The sequence below is a fragment of the Allobosea sp. GW821-FHT03A12 genome (genome assembly GCF_058986765.1).
This window is the reverse complement of sequence record NZ_JBYSVZ010000007.1, coordinates 119491-139198: the sequence shown is the minus strand read 5'-3', so window position 1 is coordinate 139198 and position 19708 is coordinate 119491. Positions and strand designations below refer to the sequence as shown.

Annotated in this window: 19 protein-coding genes; 16 read left to right on the top strand and 3 right to left on the bottom strand. The window is 67.9% G+C overall.

Features of this window, described 5'->3' with window-relative positions; translation table 11 throughout:
• The first annotated feature begins 82 nt into the window (after positions 1 to 82).
• The 8 genes from murD (at position 83) to murB (ending at position 7376) form a co-directional block, all read left to right on the top strand.
• A complete protein-coding gene (murD, locus tag AC3WLC_RS25875) occupies positions 83 to 1510 on the top strand; it encodes a UDP-N-acetylmuramoyl-L-alanine--D-glutamate ligase (RefSeq protein WP_493686775.1) in 1428 nt (475 codons plus the stop codon).
• A gap of 54 nt (positions 1511 to 1564) precedes the next feature.
• Positions 1565 to 1852 carry a type II toxin-antitoxin system RelE/ParE family toxin gene (locus AC3WLC_RS25870; protein WP_493686774.1) on the top strand — a complete coding sequence of 96 codons (288 nt, stop codon included), beginning with the start codon at positions 1565 to 1567 and terminating at the stop codon, positions 1850 to 1852.
• Positions 1852 to 2154, top strand: coding sequence for a HigA family addiction module antitoxin (locus AC3WLC_RS25865; protein WP_326875075.1), 303 nt, complete (start codon positions 1852 to 1854; stop codon positions 2152 to 2154). The genes AC3WLC_RS25870 and AC3WLC_RS25865 overlap by 1 nt, the downstream gene beginning before the upstream one ends.
• Positions 2155 to 2195: 41 nt before the next feature.
• Positions 2196 to 2657 (top strand): cupin domain-containing protein, encoded by a 462-nt coding sequence (locus tag AC3WLC_RS25860; RefSeq protein ID WP_493686773.1) that lies wholly within the window; start codon positions 2196 to 2198, stop codon positions 2655 to 2657.
• Between the two features lie 131 nt (positions 2658 to 2788).
• Positions 2789 to 3928: an FtsW/RodA/SpoVE family cell cycle protein gene (locus tag AC3WLC_RS25855; protein ID WP_493686772.1), complete on the top strand. Its 1140-nt coding sequence runs from the start codon at positions 2789 to 2791 to the stop codon at positions 3926 to 3928.
• Positions 3925 to 5022, top strand: coding sequence for an undecaprenyldiphospho-muramoylpentapeptide beta-N-acetylglucosaminyltransferase (gene murG / locus AC3WLC_RS25850; protein ID WP_493686771.1), 1098 nt, complete (start codon positions 3925 to 3927; stop codon positions 5020 to 5022). The genes AC3WLC_RS25855 and murG overlap by 4 nt, the downstream gene beginning before the upstream one ends.
• Before the next feature lie 21 nt (positions 5023 to 5043).
• The gene (murC, locus tag AC3WLC_RS25845) at positions 5044 to 6456 is read left to right on the top strand and encodes a UDP-N-acetylmuramate--L-alanine ligase (protein ID WP_493686770.1); all 1413 of its coding nucleotides are present in this window, start codon (positions 5044 to 5046) and stop codon (positions 6454 to 6456) included.
• The gene (gene murB, locus AC3WLC_RS25840) at positions 6453 to 7376 is read left to right on the top strand and encodes a UDP-N-acetylmuramate dehydrogenase (protein WP_493686769.1); all 924 of its coding nucleotides are present in this window, start codon (positions 6453 to 6455) and stop codon (positions 7374 to 7376) included. Before murC ends, murB begins: the two co-directional genes overlap by 4 nt.
• Before the next feature lie 26 nt (positions 7377 to 7402).
• On the opposite strand, the gene modA is transcribed toward murB, so the two are convergent.
• The 3 genes from modA to AC3WLC_RS25825 form a co-directional block, all read right to left on the bottom strand.
• Entirely contained in the window at positions 7403 to 8248 is an 846-nt protein-coding gene (gene modA, locus AC3WLC_RS25835; protein WP_493686768.1) for a molybdate ABC transporter substrate-binding protein, read from the bottom strand.
• Between the two features lie 123 nt (positions 8249 to 8371).
• A complete protein-coding gene (locus AC3WLC_RS25830; protein WP_493686767.1) occupies positions 8372 to 9223 on the bottom strand; it encodes a DMT family transporter in 852 nt (283 codons plus the stop codon).
• Positions 9224 to 9257: 34 nt separating this feature from the next.
• Entirely contained in the window at positions 9258 to 9842 is a 585-nt protein-coding gene (locus tag AC3WLC_RS25825) for a nitroreductase family protein (protein WP_493686766.1), read from the bottom strand.
• Between the two features lie 113 nt (positions 9843 to 9955).
• Between AC3WLC_RS25825 and AC3WLC_RS25820 the strand changes: the two genes are divergently transcribed.
• From AC3WLC_RS25820 to recN, 8 genes are all read left to right on the top strand, one after another.
• Positions 9956 to 10471, top strand: coding sequence for a MarR family winged helix-turn-helix transcriptional regulator (locus AC3WLC_RS25820; protein WP_493686765.1), 516 nt, complete (start codon positions 9956 to 9958; stop codon positions 10469 to 10471).
• A gap of 110 nt (positions 10472 to 10581) precedes the next feature.
• A complete protein-coding gene (locus AC3WLC_RS25815; protein WP_291671921.1) occupies positions 10582 to 11496 on the top strand; it encodes a D-alanine--D-alanine ligase in 915 nt (304 codons plus the stop codon).
• Positions 11493 to 12428: a cell division protein FtsQ/DivIB gene (locus AC3WLC_RS25810; RefSeq protein WP_493686764.1), complete on the top strand. Its 936-nt coding sequence runs from the start codon at positions 11493 to 11495 to the stop codon at positions 12426 to 12428. The genes AC3WLC_RS25815 and AC3WLC_RS25810 overlap by 4 nt, the downstream gene beginning before the upstream one ends.
• Positions 12425 to 13750 carry a cell division protein FtsA gene (ftsA, locus tag AC3WLC_RS25805; protein WP_346356535.1) on the top strand — a complete coding sequence of 442 codons (1326 nt, stop codon included), beginning with the start codon at positions 12425 to 12427 and terminating at the stop codon, positions 13748 to 13750. Before AC3WLC_RS25810 ends, ftsA begins: the two co-directional genes overlap by 4 nt.
• A gap of 130 nt (positions 13751 to 13880) precedes the next feature.
• Positions 13881 to 15593 carry a cell division protein FtsZ gene (gene ftsZ, locus AC3WLC_RS25800; protein WP_493686763.1) on the top strand — a complete coding sequence of 571 codons (1713 nt, stop codon included), beginning with the start codon at positions 13881 to 13883 and terminating at the stop codon, positions 15591 to 15593.
• A 329-nt stretch (positions 15594 to 15922) separates the two neighbouring features.
• Entirely contained in the window at positions 15923 to 16870 is a 948-nt protein-coding gene (gene lpxC, locus AC3WLC_RS25795; RefSeq protein ID WP_493686762.1) for a UDP-3-O-acyl-N-acetylglucosamine deacetylase, read from the top strand.
• Positions 16871 to 17038: 168 nt separating this feature from the next.
• The gene (locus AC3WLC_RS25790) at positions 17039 to 17953 is read left to right on the top strand and encodes an outer membrane protein assembly factor BamD (RefSeq protein ID WP_493686761.1); all 915 of its coding nucleotides are present in this window, start codon (positions 17039 to 17041) and stop codon (positions 17951 to 17953) included.
• A 61-nt stretch (positions 17954 to 18014) separates the two neighbouring features.
• Positions 18015 to 19703 (top strand): DNA repair protein RecN, encoded by a 1689-nt coding sequence (gene recN, locus AC3WLC_RS25785; protein WP_493686760.1) that lies wholly within the window; start codon positions 18015 to 18017, stop codon positions 19701 to 19703.
• Positions 19704 to 19708 lie beyond the last annotated feature (5 nt).

Here is a 19708-nt window from a genome sequence, read left to right as displayed (position 1 = left end):
GTCGTGGGTTCCGGGTTCGCGCCTGTGGCGCGCCCCGGAATGACAAAGGGGGCGTGCGCTGGCTTATGAAAGCGAGAAGACTATGACGCCCGTCACCGTTTTTGCCGGGCGCAAGGTCGCCCTGTTCGGCCTCGGTGGTTCGGGCCTGGTAACTGCGCGCTCGCTCGTCGCCGGCGGCGCCAAGGTCGCCTGCTGGGACGATAATCAGGCGAGCCGCGACAAGGCGGCGGCCGAGGGGCTCGACGTCGTCGATCTTACCAGCGCCGACTGGTCGGGCTTTGCCGCCTTCGTGCTCTCGCCCGGCGTGCCGCTGACCCATCCCGCGCCGCATTGGACGGTCGAGAAGGCGAAGGCTGCGAATGTCCCGGTGATCGGTGACATCGAACTGTTCTTCCTGGAGCGGGCGAAGATTGCGCCCGCCGCGCCGGTGATCTGCATCACCGGCACAAACGGCAAATCGACCACCACGGCTCTGATCGCCCATGTGCTCGAGGCCGCCGGCCGCGACGTGCAGATGGGCGGCAATATCGGCACCGCCGTGCTGGCGCTGGAGCCGCCGGCTCTCGATCGCATCCATGTCGTCGAGTGCTCGACCTTCCAGATCGACCTCGCCCCCTCGATCAAGCCGACGGTCGGCATCCAGATGAACCTGACGCCGGACCATCTCGACCGGCATGGCACCTTCGAGGCCTATGGCGCGATCAAGGAGCGGCTGGTCGCCGCCTCCGACATCGCCGTGATCGGCGTCGACGACGAGCCGTCGAAGCAGATGGCGCGCCGCCGCGCCGCTTCGGGCAAGCTTTTGGTCAAGATCAGCGGCGAGCAGCCGCTGGACGAAGGCGTCTTCGCTGGCGTCACCGCCAATGCCGGCCAGCTCGATACCCGTATCGTCGAGGTCAAGGACGGCAAGCCCAGGGTCGTCGCCAATCTCGCCGGTATCGGCAGCTTGCGCGGCAGCCACAATGCCCAGAACGCGGCGGCCGCCTTTGCCGCCTGCACAGCGCTTGGCCTGACAGCTGAGGAGATCGCCGCCGGCTTCAGGAGCTATCCCGGCCTGAAGCACCGGATGGAGGAGCTCGGCCGCATCGGCCGCGTCGTCTTCATCAACGATTCCAAGGCGACCAATGCCGACTCCACCGAGAAGGCGCTGACCTCCTTCCGCGAGATCTTCTGGATCCTCGGCGGCAAGGCCAAGGAGGGCGGCATCGAGTCGCTCAGGCGATATTTTCCCAACATCGCCTCCGCCTATCTGATCGGCGCGGCGAGCGACCTTTTCGCCGGGACGTTCGACGAAGACGGCCGCGTGACTTACGAGCGGAGCGGCACGCTCGACGTGGCGGTCGCTGCCGCGACGAAGGCGGCGCTGGCGCAGCAGGGGAGCGGCGAGATCGCCGTGCTGCTCTCGCCGGCCTGCGCGTCTTACGACCAGTTCCCGAATTTCGAGGTCCGGGGCGATGCTTTCCGGGCGCTGGTCAAGGCGCTGCCCGGTTTCGAGGCGGTCGGTCGATAACTTGACTGTCAAGTGACAATTGACGCGCGACGTGCTCCGCGCTAGTCTCCTCCGATGGAGATCGCGGGCATCAGGCACAAAGCGCTTCGACAGTTCGCAGAGACCGGGAAAAGCAAAGGCCTGCCCGGAAATCTCGTCGATCGGCTGCGGAACATGCTCGCCTATCTGGTTGCGATCGATGCTGCGGACGAGCTCAAGCACCCGCCCAATTACGGGGCTCATCAGCTCACGGGCGACCGAGCCGGCGAATGGTCACTCGTCGTGACGAAGAACTGGCGCATGACGTTTCGCGTCAATCAAGCTCTCGCGATCGAAGATATCGATCTGGAGGATTATCACTGATGGCCATCAAGCTTCATTCGAGCTTTGCCGTTCATCCCGGCGCGTGGCTGCGGACCGAAATCGTCGAGCCCTATGGCTTGAGCGTGACCGTCGCTGCCGAGAAGCTGGGCGTGACGCGACAGGCGATGAGCAACCTCCTCAACGGCAAGGCGGCCTTGTCGGCCGAGATGGCGATCCGCTTCGAAAAGGCATTCGGTGTCCGGGCTGAGACGATGCTGCGGATGCAGGCCGCCTATGATCTTGTCGAAGCCCGCGCCCATGAGGACGAGATCAAGGTGGAGCGCGTCGCAGCGCTGGCGTAGCCACCGGCTCCGCGGCGCTGCCAGGTATCCGGAGCATCCCCATGCCCAAGATCGACGTCGCAGCCGTTCCCGAGCGCAAGGGCTCGGGCTATCCGAAGCCGTTCGACGCTCCTTGCGCGAACCGCATCCGCAGGCGGCTCGGCAATGCCGGCGGCCTGACCGATTTCGGCGTCAACCTGATGCGGCTGCCGCCGGGCGGCTGGTCGAGCCAGCGCCACTGGCATTCGCATGAGGACGAGTTCGTCTATCTGCTCGAAGGCGAGCTGGTGCTGGTCGAGGACGAGGGCGAGACCGTGCTGCGCGCCGGCGACTGCGCCGCCTTCGCCAAGAACAGCGGCAACGGCCATCACATGATCAACCGCTCGGACAAAGTCGCCGTCTATCTCGAAGTCGGCAGCCGCTCTCCCGACGACGTGATCACCTGTTCCGATATCGACATGATGAGCCCGAGCAGCGACGGGCGTTTCCTGCACAAGGATGGAAGCCCCTATTCCGAAGGCTGAGAAGCCCGTTGGCAGGCGCGTCCGACCGCCGGCAAAGCTCGACTCGGAATCAATCGGTTAACCATTCATTGACAGAGTGATTCGCCGGAGCGGGCGCCTCGATCTGCCCGCCCGTACGGAGCCTTTGAACGATGGTCTCGCGCGCAGAACCGAGCCTGAGCGGCCGCTGGTGGTGGTCGATCGACCGCATCATCCTGACGACGCTGGTGGCGCTGATGGTCTCCGGCGTTGTGCTGCTGATGGCGGGCGGGCCGCCGGTCGCCGAGCGCCTCGGCCTGTCGACCTTCCATTTCGTCAACCGCCAGGTGGTCTATCTCCTGGTCGCGCTGGCGATCTTCCTCTCGACCTCGCTGCTGGCGCCGCGCCAGGTGCGGCGGATTGCGCTGATCATCTTCCTGTTTTCGCTCGCCGGCGTGGTCGCCACGCTGTTCTTCGGCGTCGAGGTCAAGGGCGCCAAGCGCTGGTTGACGCTCGGGCCGCTCGGCTCGATCCAGCCTTCCGAATTCGTCAAGCCGGCCTTCGTCGTGCTCGCCGCCTGGGCTTTCGCCGAAGGGCATCGCCGGCCCGAGCTGCCGGGCACGATCATCGCCTTCCTGCTGCTGCCGATCACGATCGTGCCGCTCGTGCTGCAGCCGGATTTCGGCCAGACCATCCTGATCACCCTGGTCTGGGCCGGGCTGTTCTTCGTCGCCGGGCTGCACTGGTTCTGGGTGATGGGGCTTGGCGGCATCGGCGCGGTCGGCCTGTTCATAGCCTATGAGCTGGTGCCGCACGTGCGCGCCCGTATCGAGCGCTTCATGGACAAGGGCTCCGGCGACACCTTCCAGGTCGACACAGCGCTGGAAAGCTTCGCGCAGGGCGGCTGGTTCGGGAAGGGCCCGGGCGAGGGCACGGTCAAGCGCATCCTGCCGGACGCCCATACCGACTTCATCTTCGCGGTGACGGCCGAGGAGTTCGGCATCGTCGTCTGCATGGTGCTGGTGCTGCTGTTCGCGATCATCGTCCTCAGGGCGCTATTCGTGGCGCAGCGCGCCGAGGACCCGTTCGTGCGCCTCGGCGTCACCGGGCTTGCTCTGCTGTTCGGCATCCAGGCCGCGATCAACATGATGGTGAACCTGCACATGATGCCGGCCAAGGGCATGACCTTGCCGTTCATCTCCTATGGCGGCTCCTCGCTGATCTCGCTGGCGCTCGGCACCGGTTTCCTGCTGGCGCTGACTCGCAAGCGGCCGCGCTCGGAGAGCCTCAACGGGACGGGGCGGCGCTCGTGAGCACTGGGCAGGCACCGCTCGTCGTGCTCGCCGCCGGCGGCACGGGCGGACATCTCTTTCCTGCGGAGGCGCTGAGCCATGCTTTGCACCGCGCCGGCGCCAGGGTCGCGCTGATCACCGATACGCGGGCCGCCGAATACGCCGGCAACTTCCCGGCGGAATCGATCCATGCGGTGCCGGCGGCGACGCCGTCGGGCAAGTCGCCGGTCGCGATGGCGAAGGCGGCGCTGGTGCTGCTGAAGGGTGGGCTCGCTGCGCGTCAGGCAATCAAGCAGCTCGGGCCGGCGATCGTCGTCGGCTTCGGCGGCTATCCGACGGTGCCGCCGGTCTTCGCGGCGGCGCTGATGGGCGTGCCGACGCTTCTGCACGAGCAGAACGCGGTGATCGGGCGGGCCAATCGCTTCCTCGCCAGCCGGGTCAAGGCGATCGCCACCGGCTTCGCCGAGGTCGGCGGGCTGACGCCGGAGCAGGCCAAGAAATGCACGCAGGTCGGCAATCCCGTGCGGCCGGCGGTGATCGAGGCGACCTCGCCCTATGCCGAGCCGGAGGGGCGGCTCAATCTGCTCGTCTTCGGCGGCAGCCAGGGCGCGCGGGTGATGGCCGACATCGTACCGCCGGCGATCCAGCTGCTCTCAGCCGAGGAGCGCTCCCGCCTGTCGATCGTCCAGCAGGCGCGGGCCGAGGACGACGAGCGTGTCAGGAAGATCTATTCCTCGCTCGGCATCAAATTCGAACTGGCACCCTTCTTCAAGGATCTGCCGGCGCGGATGGCGGCATCGCAGCTGGTGATCGGGCGCTCGGGCGCCTCGACAGTCGCCGAGCTCACGGTGATCGGCCGTCCGTCGCTATTGGTGCCGCTGCCGGGCTCGCTCGACCAGGACCAGGCCGCCAATGCCGGCGTGCTCGCCAGGGCCGGCGGCGCCATGATGATCCTGCAGAATGATTTCTCGCCGCGGCGCCTCGCCGCCGAGCTTTCCACGCTGCTTGCCGAGCCGCACCGCTTGACGGCGATGGCTCAGGCGGCCAAGAGCGCGGGCATACCGGATGCGGCCGACCGCCTGGCGCGGCTCGTGCTGCAGACCGCCCAAGGCTGAACTGTTCAGGACGTATCCATCATGAAGCTGCCGCCGAAGCTCGGCTCCATCCATTTCGTCGGCATTGGCGGCATCGGCATGTCCGGCATCGCCGAAGTCCTGCACAATCTCGGCTACAAGGTGCAGGGCTCGGACGCCTCCGACGGCGCCAACGTCAAGCGCCTGGCCGAGAAGGGCATCACCACCTTCGTCGGCCACAAGGCCGAGAACATCGGCGAGGCCGAGGTCGTCGTGGTCTCGACCGCGATCAAGCGCGACAATCCCGAATTGATGGCGGCGCGCGAAAAGCGCCTGCCGGTGGTGCGCCGCGCCGAGATGCTGGCCGAGCTGATGCGGCTGAAGAGCTGCGTCGCCATTGCCGGTACCCATGGCAAGACGACCACGACCTCGCTGGTTGCGACCCTGCTCGAGAAGGGCGGGCTCGACCCGACCGTGATCAATGGCGGCATCATCAACGCCTACGGCACCAATGCCCGCATGGGCGAGAGCGACTGGATGGTGGTCGAGGCCGACGAGTCGGACGGCACCTTCCTGAAGCTCCCCGCCGACGTCGCGATCGTCACCAATATCGATCCCGAGCATCTCGACCATTTCGGCACCTTCGACGCGATCAAGGCGGCGTTCCGCTCCTTCGTTGAGAACCTGCCGTTCTACGGCTTCGCGGTGATGTGTATCGACCACCCGACGGTGCAGGGCCTCGTCGGCCAGATCACCGACCGCCGCGTCGTCACCTATGGCGAGAACCCGCAGGCCGATTTCCGCCTGATCGACATCGACCTCTCCGGCGGGCAGGCGAAGTTCACGCTGCTCATCCGCGACCGCAAGACCGGCCGTGACGAGGTGGTCCGCGATCTCCTGATGCCGATGCCCGGCCATCACAACGCGCTCAACGCCACGGCGGCGATCGCGGTCGCCTATGACCTCGGCATTCCCGTGCCGCGCATCCGCGAGGCGCTCGCCGGCTTCGGAGGCGTCAAGCGCCGCTTCACCAAGACCGGCGAGTGGAACGGCGCGCTGATCTTCGACGATTACGGTCATCACCCGGTCGAGATCGCCGCCGTGCTCAAGGCGGCGCGCGCCTCGACCAAGGGCAAGGTCATCGCGGTGATGCAGCCGCATCGCTACAGCCGCCTGTCGAGCCTGTTCGCCGACTTCGCCGCCTGCTTCAACGACGCCGACACGGTGATCATCGCCGACACCTATGCGGCCGGCGAGCAGCCGATCGCGGGGGCGGACCGCGATTCGCTGGTGGCGGCGATCAAGGCACGCGGCCATCGTCACACGCTGCCGCTCGAATCCCCCGACAAGCTTGCCGGCATGGTCGCCGAGCTGGCCGGGCCGGGCGATTACGTGGTCTGCCTCGGGGCGGGGAATATCACGCAGTGGGCTTATGCCCTGCCGGGGGAATTGGCGGCGCTGGGGGCGAAGCAGTGAGCTTCGCCGACATCACCCCCGACCTCCGCGCCGCCGCCCCAGAGCTGCGCGGGCGGCTGCTCGCCAATCAGGAGATGGCGGGGCTGACCTGGTTCCGCGTCGGCGGGCCGGCGCAGGTCCTGTTCACCCCGGCCGACGAGGCCGATCTGGCCTACCTGCTCGGCGGGCTGCCGGCCGAGATCCCGGTCACGGTGGTCGGGCTCGGCTCGAACCTGATCGTGCGCGATGGCGGCATTCCCGGCGTGGTCATTCGCCTCGCCGGCAAGGCCTTCGGCGAGATCGTCCGCGAGGATGGCGACCGGTTGCGTGCCGGCACGGCTGTTCCTGACGTGAAGGTGGCGCGGGCCGCGGCCGATGCCTCGCTCGACGGGCTCGCCTTCTATCGTGGCATTCCCGGCTGCATCGGCGGAGCGCTCAGGATGAACGCCGGTGCGCATGGCGGCGAGACCACCGACGTGCTGGTCGAGGCGCGCGGCGTCACCCGCAAGGGCGAGATCGTGACGCTGTCGCATGCCGATATGGGCTTCAGCTATCGGAACAGCACGGCGCCGACCGACATCATCTTCACCTCGGCGCTGTTCCAGGGGCGGCCCGGTGACCAGGCGGCGATCCTTGCCGAGATGGACCGGGTGACTTCGGCGCGCGAGGCGGCTCAGCCGATCAAGGAGCGCACCGGCGGCTCGACCTTCAAGAACCCGGAAGGCGGCAAGGCCTGGCAATTGATCGACGCGGCCGGCTGCCGCGGGCTGCGCATCGGCGGAGCGCAGGTCTCCGAGATGCACTGCAACTTTCTGATCAACACCGGCGGCGCAAGCGCCGCCGATATCGAGGGGCTGGGCGAAGAGGTCCGCCGCCGGGTCAAGGACAACTCAGGCTACGAGCTGCACTGGGAGATCAAGCGGTTCGGCGTCGCGGCCTGAGCGGGCCGTCCTGCAGAACCGAACTCCTAGGGCTTCACGTCCTCGGGAAGTGCGACGGGCTTGAAGCCGTTTCGCGCCAGCACGCTCTGTCCCTTGGGCGACATGATGGTGAGGGCGAGCCGCATCGCATCCGGCGTGTCACTCACGACGGCAAGGCCATATTCCGGCCCGACCTCCAGATCGGAGGGGAAAGGGACCATGCTCAGCTCGCTGCTCAGCTTGGCGTAGCGACGCTGGCCGGAGCAGTAGACGATTGCGAGGTCGACGCCGCGCGCATCGAGCGCATCGAGCACATAGTCGCCTGATTTTGGCGCCGGAGCACCAGGCGGGTTGTCGAGCACGACCATCCGGCGCTCCAGCGAGGCGCGCGCTCCGGGACGCTGCCGCTCCAAGACATCGACGAGACGCACGGTGTAGTCGCCCAGCGGATCGATCCGTGGTGGCGAGACCCCGACCTTGACGTCCTCCTTGAGCAGGGCGTCGAGCGCACCTGCGCTCTGCACGGCGCCCATGCGCGTGGGAACGAGCAGGCACAGGGCGTTGCGGGCGAACATCACCATGGATCTGGCTCGCCCATCCGTGACGAGCTTGCGAGGATGGCCGATATCGGCCGAGGTGAAGACATCGACGGCCTCGCCGGCTTCGATCCTCTCGCGCATGCGTCCGGATGCAGCGAACTGCGTCCGCACGGTGAGCTTGTGCTCGGCTTTGAACAGCTCCGCCATTTCCGTCATCGCCTCGCGCAAGCTGCCGGCGCCGTAGAGCACGAGATCGCGCTCCTGCGCCGATGCGCCAGGAGCGGGGCCAATCGAAAGGGGCAGAATGAGCGCCGCGGCGGCAAACCGCCCGGAGAAGGCATGAGCGCGAGTCAACCGATCGATCCTTTTCGTCTCGCGGCGGCTGCCGGTCCATGGGAGCCGCGAACGCGTGCCGTACGCTATATTCATTTAGATACAGCGCAATGCGGCCTGGACGACAATGTGGAAAGCGGAAGCCTATCGCCGCGACAGCATGATGCCGGCGACGGTCGAGCCGAAGATAATGGCGATGCCGAGCCATTGCTGGGCGTTGAACCACTCGTTGAGCAACGCGGCGCCGAGGAAGGTCGCGACCAGCGGGCTGAGCAGGCTCAGGAACGCGACGCCGGTGCCGATCGCGGCGATGCCGCGGACCCAGAGCCAATAGGCGAAGGCGGTGCCGATCACGACGAGATAGCTCAGGCCGACGAGGTTGCGGACGGTCGGCATGGGCGGCAGGCCCTCGACCAGAAGCGCGACCGGCAGGAGCAGGAGCCCGCCGAGGGTGAGTTGCCAGGCGGCGAGCGCCAGCGGCGTGCCGACCTTGCCCCAGCGCTCGATCAGCACCGTGCCGGTCGCCATCGAGGCAGCGCCGACGAGCGCCGCGGCGACGCCGATCGCATCGAGCTTCACGCTATCGTCGATCACCAAGAGGCCGACGCCGACCGTGCCGGCGAGCGCGGCGAGGACCTGCCCAAGACGCGGGCGGCGCAGCAGCAATGGCCAGGCGAGGAAAGCGACGATCAGCGGCTGCATCGAGCCCAGCGTCGCGGCGAGCCCGCCGGGCAGACGCGAGGCGCTGAGGAAGAGCATGCCGAAGAACAGGCCGATATTGGCGAAGCCGATGATGGCGAGCGGCAGGAGCTTGTCGCGCGGCGGCAGGCCGGGGCCGAGCAGCATCAGGAGGATGCCGGCGGGCAGGGCGCGCAGCGCCCCGACCAGCAGCGGATGCTCGACGGGAAGCGTCTGGGTGAAGACGACATAGGTCGTGCCCCAGAGAATGGGCGCCAGGATCGTCGCGAACAGGATGCGGGTCTTGCTGTCGGCCATGGCCGTGACCTTTCGGGATGAACAGTTACGGCACTCAGGCCGGGAAGGAGCCGGGGAAGGCGGTTTCCGCCAGGGGACGCCGTGGGCTCGGCCATTCGCGGTCGCGCAGTTGCGGCGGCAGGGTCTCTGGATCGGCCCGACGGCCGAGCGCGACGGCGATCTCGATGCGGAAACGGGGCGGCACCGCAAGCGCCTCGCGGGCCGCTTCGAACTCGAGGCCGGCCATGGCATGGGCGTGATAACCGAGCCGGACGGCCTGCAGGGCGATGTGCGACCAGGCGGCGCCGGTGTCGAAACTACGGATCGGCGAGGCCTGCGGCGTCTGGGCAGCGTCGTCGGAGCCGGTATCCGACAGCACGAAGATGAGCGCGGAGGCGGAACCCGCCCAGCTCTGGTTGAAGCTGTCGAGCAGCGAGACAAAGCGCTGCCAATGCGCATCGCTGCGCTGCGCATAGAGGAAGCGCCAAGGCTGCTCGTTATAGGCCGAGGGCGCCCAGCGGGCGGCTTCCAGAATGGTCAGCAGCGCCTCGGCAGGCATTGCCTCCGGATGGAAAGCGCGCGGCGACCAGCGTTCAATGAAGATCGGGTCGATCGGGAATGCGGCAGTTCTGTCCGTCATCGTCTTGCTCTCGGCCGGTTTGCGGCAGCGGTGGGCGGCTGCTAAGGTTTGTCCGAAGTCTGATAATTCGATATCGAATTATTTGATGTAGGATAATTAGGTGCGGGATTTCCATGAGTCAAGCTGACGAGGCCGGGCAGGGCGGCCCGCTCGATTCGATCCTCACGCAATGGCGGCGCGCCCGGCCGGATATCGATCCCGGCCCGATGGCGGTCTGCGGCGCGATCTGGCGGGCGGCGGAGCGGGTTCGCCTCGGCGTCGGGCGCAATCTTGTCGGTGAGGAGCTCGATTTCGCCGGCTTCGACGTGCTGATGACCCTGCGCCGCCAGGGAGAGCGCGGCGGCTCGCTGACCCCGTCCGAGCTCGCCAAGGACATGATGCTCTCGACCTCGGCGATGACGAATCGGCTCGACCGGCTGGAGAAGCGCGGGCTGATCGCAAGGCAGGCCGATCCACAGGACCGGCGCAGCCTGCGCATCGTGCTGACGCCGGAGGGATTTGCGCTGATCGAGCGGCTGGTGGTCTCGCATGTGGCGACGGAAGCGGCTCTGATTTCGGCGCTCAGCCCGGCTGAGCATGAGCTGCTCAAGGCCCTGTTGGCCAAGGTCGCGGCCGGTGAGGGGGAGTGAGTCCGGCGTGCAACAGCCGGCTCGTCATTAACCGGCGGGGTGCATCGTTAACGCGCCGTTAACCATCTCGGATCAGGTTCGGACCCAGGAGTTCGGTGTCAGGAACCTTGATGAGCAAGCATGTCGCAGTGCTGATGGGCGGGTGGTCCGTCGAGCGTGAGGTCAGCCTCAGCAGCGGCGCGGCGTGTGCTCGGGCGCTGGAAGGCGTTGGCTATCGCGTCACGCGCGTCGAGGTTAACCGCGACGTTGCCGAGGTGCTGGCGAAGCTGAAGCCCGACGTCGCTTTCAACGCCCTGCACGGCCGCTACGGCGAGGACGGCACCATCCAGGGCGTGCTCGAGATCCTCGGCATCCCCTATACCCATTCCGGCGTGCTCGCCTCCTCGCTCGCCATCCGCAAGGACAAGGCCAAGATGGTCGTCGCGGCCGCCGGCGTGCCGGTGGCGAAGGGCGTGACCGTCTCGCGCTTCGAGGCGGCCAAGCGCCATGCCCTGCCGCCGCCCTATGTGATCAAGCCGATCGACGAAGGATCCTCCGTCGGGGTGGTGATCGTTAAGAAAGGCCGCGAGCATCCGCCCCAGGAGATCGCCCGGCCGGACTGGCCCTGCGGCGAGACCATGCTGGCCGAAACCTTCATCGCCGGGCGCGAACTGACCTGTGCGGTGATGGACGGCAAGTCCTTGGGGGTAACAGAGATTCGGGCGGCGACGGGCGAGTTCTACGACTACGACGCCAAATATGCCAAAGGCGGTTCAATCCACATCTGCCCGGCGCAAATTTTACCGAATCTTTACCGCCAAATCGAAGAGTGTGCGTTAACGGCGCATCAAGCAATCGGGTGCCGCGGCGTCAGCCGTTCAGACTTCCGCTACGACGACGAGAGCGACACGCTCGTCTGGCTGGAGGTCAACACGCAGCCCGGCATGACCGAAACCAGCCTTGTGCCTGAATTAGCCGCCCATGCGGGCATGAACTTCGGTGAGCTCGTCAAATGGATCGTCGAGGACGCCTCCTTGAATCGGTGAAGGTGGAACCGGTGTTCGCCGGCGCCAACCTGCCGATGCGCGTGACGGGGCCGCAGCTCCTCGTCGGCGAGCGCTCGCGCCGCTGGTTCCGCGGCTCGCGCCGCAGCGCCGTCGCGGTGCCGCTGGCCGAGCGGCTGCCGAGCGGTCTCGGCTCCTTCCTGGCGATCGGCTTCCTCGTGCTCACGGGCGTGAGTGGCGCGATCCTAGGCGGCCATTACGAGACCTTCCGCGAGAACTACGGCGAGCCCAAGCATGCGCTGGCCCGGCTCGTCGGGCTCGGCATCGATCGCATCACCATCTCGGGCCTGAACGGATTGTCCGAGATCGAGGTGCTGGTCGCCGCCGGCATCGATCCCAAGATCTCGCTCGCCTTCTTCGACGCCGACGAGGCGCGCAAGCGCCTGGAGGCGACGCCGATGATCCGCGAGGCCTCGGTCCGCAAGCTCTATCCCGGCGAGATCTCGATCAGCCTGACCGAGCGCGAGCCCTATGCGCTCTGGCAGGTCAAAGGCGACCTCTTCCTGATCGCGCAGGACGGCACGGTGATCGACAAGATGGACGATGGCCGCTTCGCCTATCTGCCGCTGGTCGTCGGGCCCGACGCCAACAAGCGGGCCAAGGAATACATCACGCTGCTCGGCGATGCCGGTTCCTTCGCCTCGCGCATCCGCGCCGGCAGCCTCGTCGCCGGCCGGCGCTGGAATCTCAAGCTCGACACCGGCGCCGACATCAGGCTGCCGGAGCAGGGCGCCGGCGCCGCGCTGAAGCGCCTGGCCAGCCTCGAACAGGACTTCCGAATCAGCGAGAAGGATCTGATCGCCATCGACATGCGCCAGCCTGACCGGGTGACCATGCGCCTGACCGAAGAGGCCGCGACGACGCGGTTCGAGCAGCTCAAGAGCAAGACCAAGAAGAAAGGCGGCGAGGCATGAGCTTGACCTCGCAAGGCCTGACCCCGCGGATGCGTCCATTGTCGTCGCGCAAGAGCGCGACCTTGTCGATTCTGGACATCGGCACGAGCAAGGTCGTCTGCCTGATTGCCGAGTTGAATCCGGCCGAGGCGAACGAGCGGCTGCGCGGGCGCACCCATGTCGCGCGCATCATCGGCATCGGCCACCAGCGCTCGCTCGGCCTCAAGGGCGGGGCGATCATCGATCTGGAAAGCGCCGAGCGCGCCATCCGCGCCGCCGTTGACGCGGCCGAGCGCATGGCCAAGGTCGAGGTCCAGTCGGTCATCGTCAACCTGACCGGCGGCCGGCTGAACTCGCAGCACTACCAGGCCAGCGTCGACCTGCGCGGCGGCTCGGTCGGCGACTCCGATGTGAAGCGCGTGCTCGCCGCGGCGGCGACCCATGCGATCCGCCCGGGCAAGGCGGTGATGCATGCGCTGCCGACCGGCTACGCGCTCGACGGCTCGCCCGGCGTGCTCGATCCGCGCGGCCTGATCGGCGGCTCGCTCTCGGTCGACATGCATGTCGTCGCGGCGGAAGCGGCGGCGGCGCGCAACGTCATGCTCGCGGTCGAGCGCTGCCATCTCGAGGTCGAGGCGGTGGTCGCGACGCCCTATGCGGCGGGCCTGTCCGTGCTGGTCGACGACGAGGCCGAGATGGGCGTCGTCGTGGTCGACATGGGCGGCGGCACGACCTCGCTCGGCGTCTTCTCGGGCGGTCATCTCACTCATGCCGACGCGGTCGCGGTCGGCGGCAACCACATCACCATGGACGTGGCGCGCGGGCTCTCGACCCGCGTCTCCGCCGCCGAGCGGCTGAAGACGCTGCACGGCTCGGCGATCGCCAGCCCCTCCGACGAGCGCGACATGATCGCGGTGCCGCAGGTCGACGACGACGAGCGCGACATGCCGAACCATCTGTCGAAGTCGCATCTGGTCCGGATCATCAAGCCGCGCGTCGAGGAGATCCTCGAACTGGTGCGCGACCGGCTGAAGGCCGCCGGCTTCTCGGCCGAGGCCGGACGGCGCGTCGTCCTGACCGGCGGCGCCTGCCAGCTCACCGGCATGCCGGAAGTGGCGCGGCGCGTGCTCGGCGGCCAGGTCCGCACCGGGCGTCCGCTCGGGATCAAGGGTTTGCCGGAAGCGGGCAAGGGCCCGTCCTTCGCGGCGGCGGTCGGCCTGCTGGTCTATCCGCAAGTCGCGCATGTCGAACATTTCGAGCCGCGGGCAGGGGCGTCCTTCTTCGCCCATGCGACCGACGGCTACTTCTCCCGCGTCGGCCGCTGGCTGCGCGAGAGCTTCTGAGTGTTGCGGCCCGCGGCGCCGAGAGGCGAGGCGGACCGGGGTGAGTACGAGCAGAGCGGGGCTTAAGGCCCCTGGCGTGGAAGACGGGACGGCCCGCCAGGAGCCGGACAAGACAGTGAAAGAGGCAATCATGGCGATGAACCTGCAAGCCCCGGACATCCGGGAACTGAAGCCCCGGATCACCGTGTTCGGTGTCGGCGGCGCCGGCGGCAATGCCGTGAACAACATGATCGAGGCCGGTCTGGACGGTGTCGACTTCGTCTGCGCCAACACCGATGCCCAGGCGCTCGCCCTGTCGCGCGCCCCGCGCATCATCCAGATGGGCCTCCAGGTCACCGAGGGCCTCGGCGCCGGCTCGCAGCCGGAAGTCGGCCGCGCGGCCGCCGAGGAGGTGATCGACGAGATCCGCGATCATCTCGCCGGCGCCCACATGGTCTTCATCACCGCCGGCATGGGCGGCGGCACCGGCACCGGTGCTGCCCCCGCGATCGCCCGCGTCGCCCGCGACATGGGCATCCTCACCGTCGGCGTCGTCACCAAGCCGTTCCAGTTCGAGGGCATGCGCCGGATGCGCATGGCTGAGGCCGGCATCGGCGAGCTGACCGAGACGGTCGACACGCTGATCGTCATCCCGAACCAGAACCTGTTCCGCGTCGCCAACGAGAACACCGGCTTCGCCGACGCCTTCGGCATGGCCGACCAGGTGCTCTACTCCGGCGTCGCCTGCATCACCGACCTGATGGTCCGTCCCGGCCTGATCAACCTCGACTTCGCCGACGTCCGCGCCGTGATGCGCGGCATGGGCAAGGCGATGATGGGCACCGGCGAGGCCCAGGGCGAGAAGCGCGCGCTCTCGGCCGCCCAGGCCGCGATCAACAACCCGCTGCTCGACGACGTCTCGATGAAGGGCGCGCGCGGCCTGCTGATCTCGATCACCGGCGGGCGCGACATGAAGCTCTACGAGGTCGACGAAGCCGCCACCCGCATCCGCGAGGAGGTCGATTCCGAGGCCAACATCATCGTCGGCGCCACCTTCGACGAGGCGCTGGAAGGCACGATGCGCGTTTCGGTGGTCGCCACCGGCATCGACAAGCCGATGACTGCCCAGGGCGAGCTTGACCCGACCGAGGCCCGGATCGCCGAGGTCGCCGAGCGGCTGAAGGCCGAGGCGCGGCTGCGTTCGGCCGTGCCGAACATCCGCACCTCCGCCGCCGTGCCTGCCCCGGCGCCGATGCCGATGCCGGCTCCCGTCGCCGAGGCCGTGATGCCGGAGCCGGTCCGCGCCCACGCGCCGGCCCCGCAGAGCTTCGCCGCCGATGTCCGCATCGAGCCGGCCCAGCCGCGCCCCGCCATGGTCGCTCCGCCGGTCGTCGAGGCGCCGGTCGCTGAGACCTTCGTGCCGCATCACGAGGACAGCTTCATCCCGCCGATGCCCGAGCGCGCCGTGATCCGCCCGACCCGCATGCCGCGCGTCGAGGACCTGCCACTGCCGGCCCAGCACCAGATCGCGCAGAGCCGCGGCGCGGTGCAAGCTCCCGCTCCGGCCTCGGTCGAGCAGAAGCGGATGTCGCTGATGCAGCGCCTCGCCTCGGTCGGCTTCGGCCGCAAGGAGGATGAGCACGAGGTTCCGATGGCGCCGCCGGCTCCGGCCCCGCGCCAGGCTCCGCCGGCCCCGGCCGCCGGTCCCAGCGCCGCCCATGCCGAGTTCATGCGCCGCCCGCCGGCGCCTGCGACCCGGCCGGCCCAGGGCCAGCTCGACCAGCTCGGCCGCGCTGCCCCGGCCCGCAACTCGGAAGAAGATCAGCTCGAAATCCCGGCCTTCCTGCGCCGCCAGTCGAACTGAGCTTTCGAACTGAGGTTTTCTCACCGGTTCAACCGGTTTAACAAAAGGCCCGGCGGCGCTGTCCGCCGGGCCTTTTTTAACGTCTGAAAAACCATATACATCAAGTAGATGGTTAAGGTTTTCTGGCTTTGTAACCTCTGTTACAGAGCGAAAGAAAGCGTGATTTTGAAGCCAATGCGCCTGCGCGTATCTTGCAGCGCATCACCGGGTAAGGGGATTCGGGATTAATCCCGAGTTCGCTGCACATCAGGGAACCGCGTCGATCGTCGAAAAGGTTGCGCCGCAAGGCGCTGGCCCGGGGATCGTCGCGCTCAAGACGGATACTGAGTATGATGGCTGAACGGCAGACGACCCTACGCTCGCCCGTGACCCTGCAAGGCATCGGCGTTCACTCCGGGGCTCCCGCCTGCCTGACTCTGCGGCCCTCCACTGCGAATTCCGGCGTCGTCTTCCTGCGCAAGGGCCTCGACGGCGGCCATGAGCAGCTGATCCACGCCCGCCACAACAAGGTCAGCGCCACCGAGCTCTGCACGGTGATCGGCGACCAGACCTCCGGTTCCGTCGCCACGATCGAGCATCTGATGTCGGCCTGCGCCGGCCTCGGCCTCGACAACGTGCTGGTCGAGATCGACGGCCCTGAGATGCCGATCATGGACGGCAGCGCCGCCGAGTTCGTTGCCGCCATCGAGTCGACCGGTCTCGTCGCGCTCGGCGCCACCCGCCGCTACCTCAAGGTCCTGCGCCCGGTGCGGATCGAGAACGGCCGCGCCTTCGCCGAGCTGGCGCCGTCCGAGAACGGCTTCCGTCTCGATGTCGAGATTGATTTCGACACCCCGGCCATCGGCCGCCAGCGCAAGATCTTCGATCTCGACCCCGAGGCCTATGCCCGCGAGATCTCCCGCGCCCGCACCTTCGGCTTCATGCGCGATGTCGAGCAGCTCTGGAAAGCGGGCTTCGCGCTCGGCGCCTCGCTCGACAACACCGTCGCGATCGGCGACGACAAGGTGATCAACCCCGAAGGCCTGCGCTACGCCGACGAGTTCGTGCGCCACAAGGTCCTCGATGCGGTGGGCGACCTCGCGCTCGCCGGCTATCCGATCCTCGGCGAATTCCGCTCCTATTGCGGCGGTCACCGTATGAATGTCCGCATCCTCGAGGCCCTGTTCGCCGACCGCGCCAATTACGCGATCGTCGAGGCGCAGCCGGTCTTCGCCCACCATGCGGTGCAGATGGCGGCCGGCCCGGTGCCTGCCGCGCTCGCGCCCGACCTGCACTGAGCAGGGTATTACGCGACGCCACGCCTTGCATTCGCCGGCTTCCTGTTGGAAACGGCGAACGCACTGCATGAAGCGCCCGTCACGCTTGGCGAAAAGGCTGCTTCTGAGCTAAAGCCATTTCGCGCGCTCTTACCGAAGGGCGTCACAAGGACGGATGAAGTGAGCGTCATGCGGCTGAAGACAATCAACTCCGGCGAATCGACGAGCGGCGGCAAGCGCCTCGCGCTGGCTTTCGCCCTCGCGGCCGCGCTCGGCGGCTGCGACACGATGAGCGCGCTCAACCCGTTCGACCGGCCCGAGGTCTACAAGCCCGAGGTCACGCCGGAGGTTCCGGCCGACAAGCTCTACAATGAGGGCCTCGCCCGTCTCCAGAACGGCGACACCGAGGGCGCGAACAAGAAGTTCGACGAGATCGACAAGCAGGCGCCGTTCTCACCCTATTCGAAGCGCGGCCTGATCATGACCGCCTACGCGAATTACGAGGCGGCGAAATACGACGACGCGATCAACGCCTCGAAGCGCTTCCTGGCGCAGAATCCGGCGAGCCCGGACGCGGCCTATGCGCAGTACATCCTGGCGATGTCCTATTACAACCAGATCCCCGACGCGACGCGCGACCAGGAGCGCACCGACCAGGCGCTGCGCGCGATGCAGGAGCTGCTCGACCGGTATCCTAAGTCGGAATACGTGCTCGACGTGCGCGAGAAGATGCTGGTCGCGCGCGACCAGCTCGCCGGCAAGGAGATGAATGTCGGCCGCTTCTATCTCGAGAAGCGCAACTACACCGGCGCCGTCGGCCGCTTCCGCGACGTCATCACCAAGTACCAGACCACGCGCCATGTCGAGGAAGCGCTGATGCGCCTGACCGAGGCCTATATGGCGCTCGGCATCACCAACGAGGCGCAGACCGCCGCCGCGGTGCTCGGCCACAACTTCCCTGACAGCCCGTGGTACAAGGACGCCTATACGCTCCTGGAGAGCGGCGGCCTGCAGCCGCGCGAGGATCGCGGCTCCTATATCAGCCGGGCCTTCAACGGCTTCACGCGCGCGGTCGTCGGGCTGACCGGTCTCGGCCGCCTGTAAGGCGGTTTTGCCGGTGCCCCGGCGAGGTCATCCGCAACCGGCACAAGGGTGCTGAGCCGCCATGCTCGCCCAGCTCTCGATCCGTGACATCGTTCTGATCGACCGGCTCGACCTGGGCTTCGAGGACGGGCTCAGCGTGCTGACCGGCGAAACCGGCGCCGGCAAGTCGATCCTGCTCGACGGCTTCGCGCTGGCGCTGGGCGCCCGCGGTGATGGCGGCCTCGTGCGCCATGGTGAGACGCAAGGCCAGGTCAGCGCCGTCTTCGACCTGGCGATGTCGCATCCGGCGCGGGCGCTCGCCCAGGCGCAGGAGATCGACACCGATGGCGACCTGATCCTGCGGCGCGTGCAATATGCCGATGGGCGCACTCGCGCCTTCGTCAACGACCAGCCGGTCAGCGTCCAGATCCTGCGCATGATCGGCGCGGCCCTGGTCGAGATCCATGGCCAGCATGACGACCGGGCGCTGACCGATCCTGCTCAGCACCGCACTATCCTCGACGGTTTCGGCGAGCTCACCGAGCAGTCGGCCGAGGTCGCCCGCGCCAGCGAGACCCTGAAGAAGGCGCGCCAGGCCCTGCAGAGCCAGCGCATCCGGGTCGAAACCGCACGCAAGGAGGCCGATTTCCTGCGCCACGCCGTGGCCGAGCTCGGCAAGCTCGCGCCCGAGCCCGGCGAGGAAGATGCGCTCGCCGCCAGGCGTCAGGGCATGATGTCGGCCGAGAAGGTGGCGCGTGATATCATCGAAGCGTTCGAAGCGGTGGGAGGGAATGCGTCCCCGGTCGCTGCCTTGTCCGGCGTGCTGCGCCGCCTGGAGCGACGCGCGAGCCAGGCGCCGGACCTGGTCGACCCGTCCATCGCCGCGCTGACCACGGCGGTGGTCGCGCTCGAAGAGGCCGGCGAAACCCTGCAGGCGGCGGTGCGTGCCGCCGAATTCGATCCGCGCCTGCTGGAGCGCGTCGAGGAGCGGCTATTCGCCCTGCGTGCCGCGGCGCGCAAATTCGACGTCCCCGTCGATGCGCTGCCGGCGCTGGCCGAGACCATGGCAGCCGACCTTGCTGCGCTCGACGAGAGCGAGGGCTCGCTGAAGCGGCTGGAAGCTGAGCTTGCCGAGGCCGAGGCCGCCTATGTCGCGCTCGCGACAGCGCTCTCGGCCGGGCGCATCCGCGCGGCTTCGGCGCTCGATGCCGCGGTCAAGGCGGAGTTGCCGCCGCTCAAGCTGGAGCGGGCCCGGTTCATCACGCAGATCGACAGCGATCCCGACGCACGCGGGCCGGAAGGGCTCGACCGCGTCGAGTTCTGGGTCGAGACCAATCCGGGCACGCGGCCGGGGCCGATGATGAAGGTCGCCTCGGGCGGCGAGCTCTCGCGCTTCATGCTGGCGCTGAAGGTGGTGCTGGCCGAGCGCGGCTCCGCTCCGACCCTGGTCTTCGACGAGATCGACACCGGCGTCGGCGGCGCGGTGGCGGATGCGATCGGCGAGCGTCTGGCGCGACTGGCGGCGCGGGTGCAGGTGATCTCGGTGACGCATGCGCCGCAGGTTGCGGCCAAGGCCGGCCAGCATTTCCTGATCGCGAAGTCGGCTGATGGCGGGCAGGGGGCGGATGAGCGCACCGTCACCCGCGTCTCGCCCTTGCAGGATGGCACGCGGCGCGAGGAGATCGCCCGTATGCTAGCCGGCGCCTCGATCACCGAGGAGGCGCGCGCGGCCGCCGGCAAGCTGCTCGATGCGGCCGGGATGCGGGAGTAGCGGCG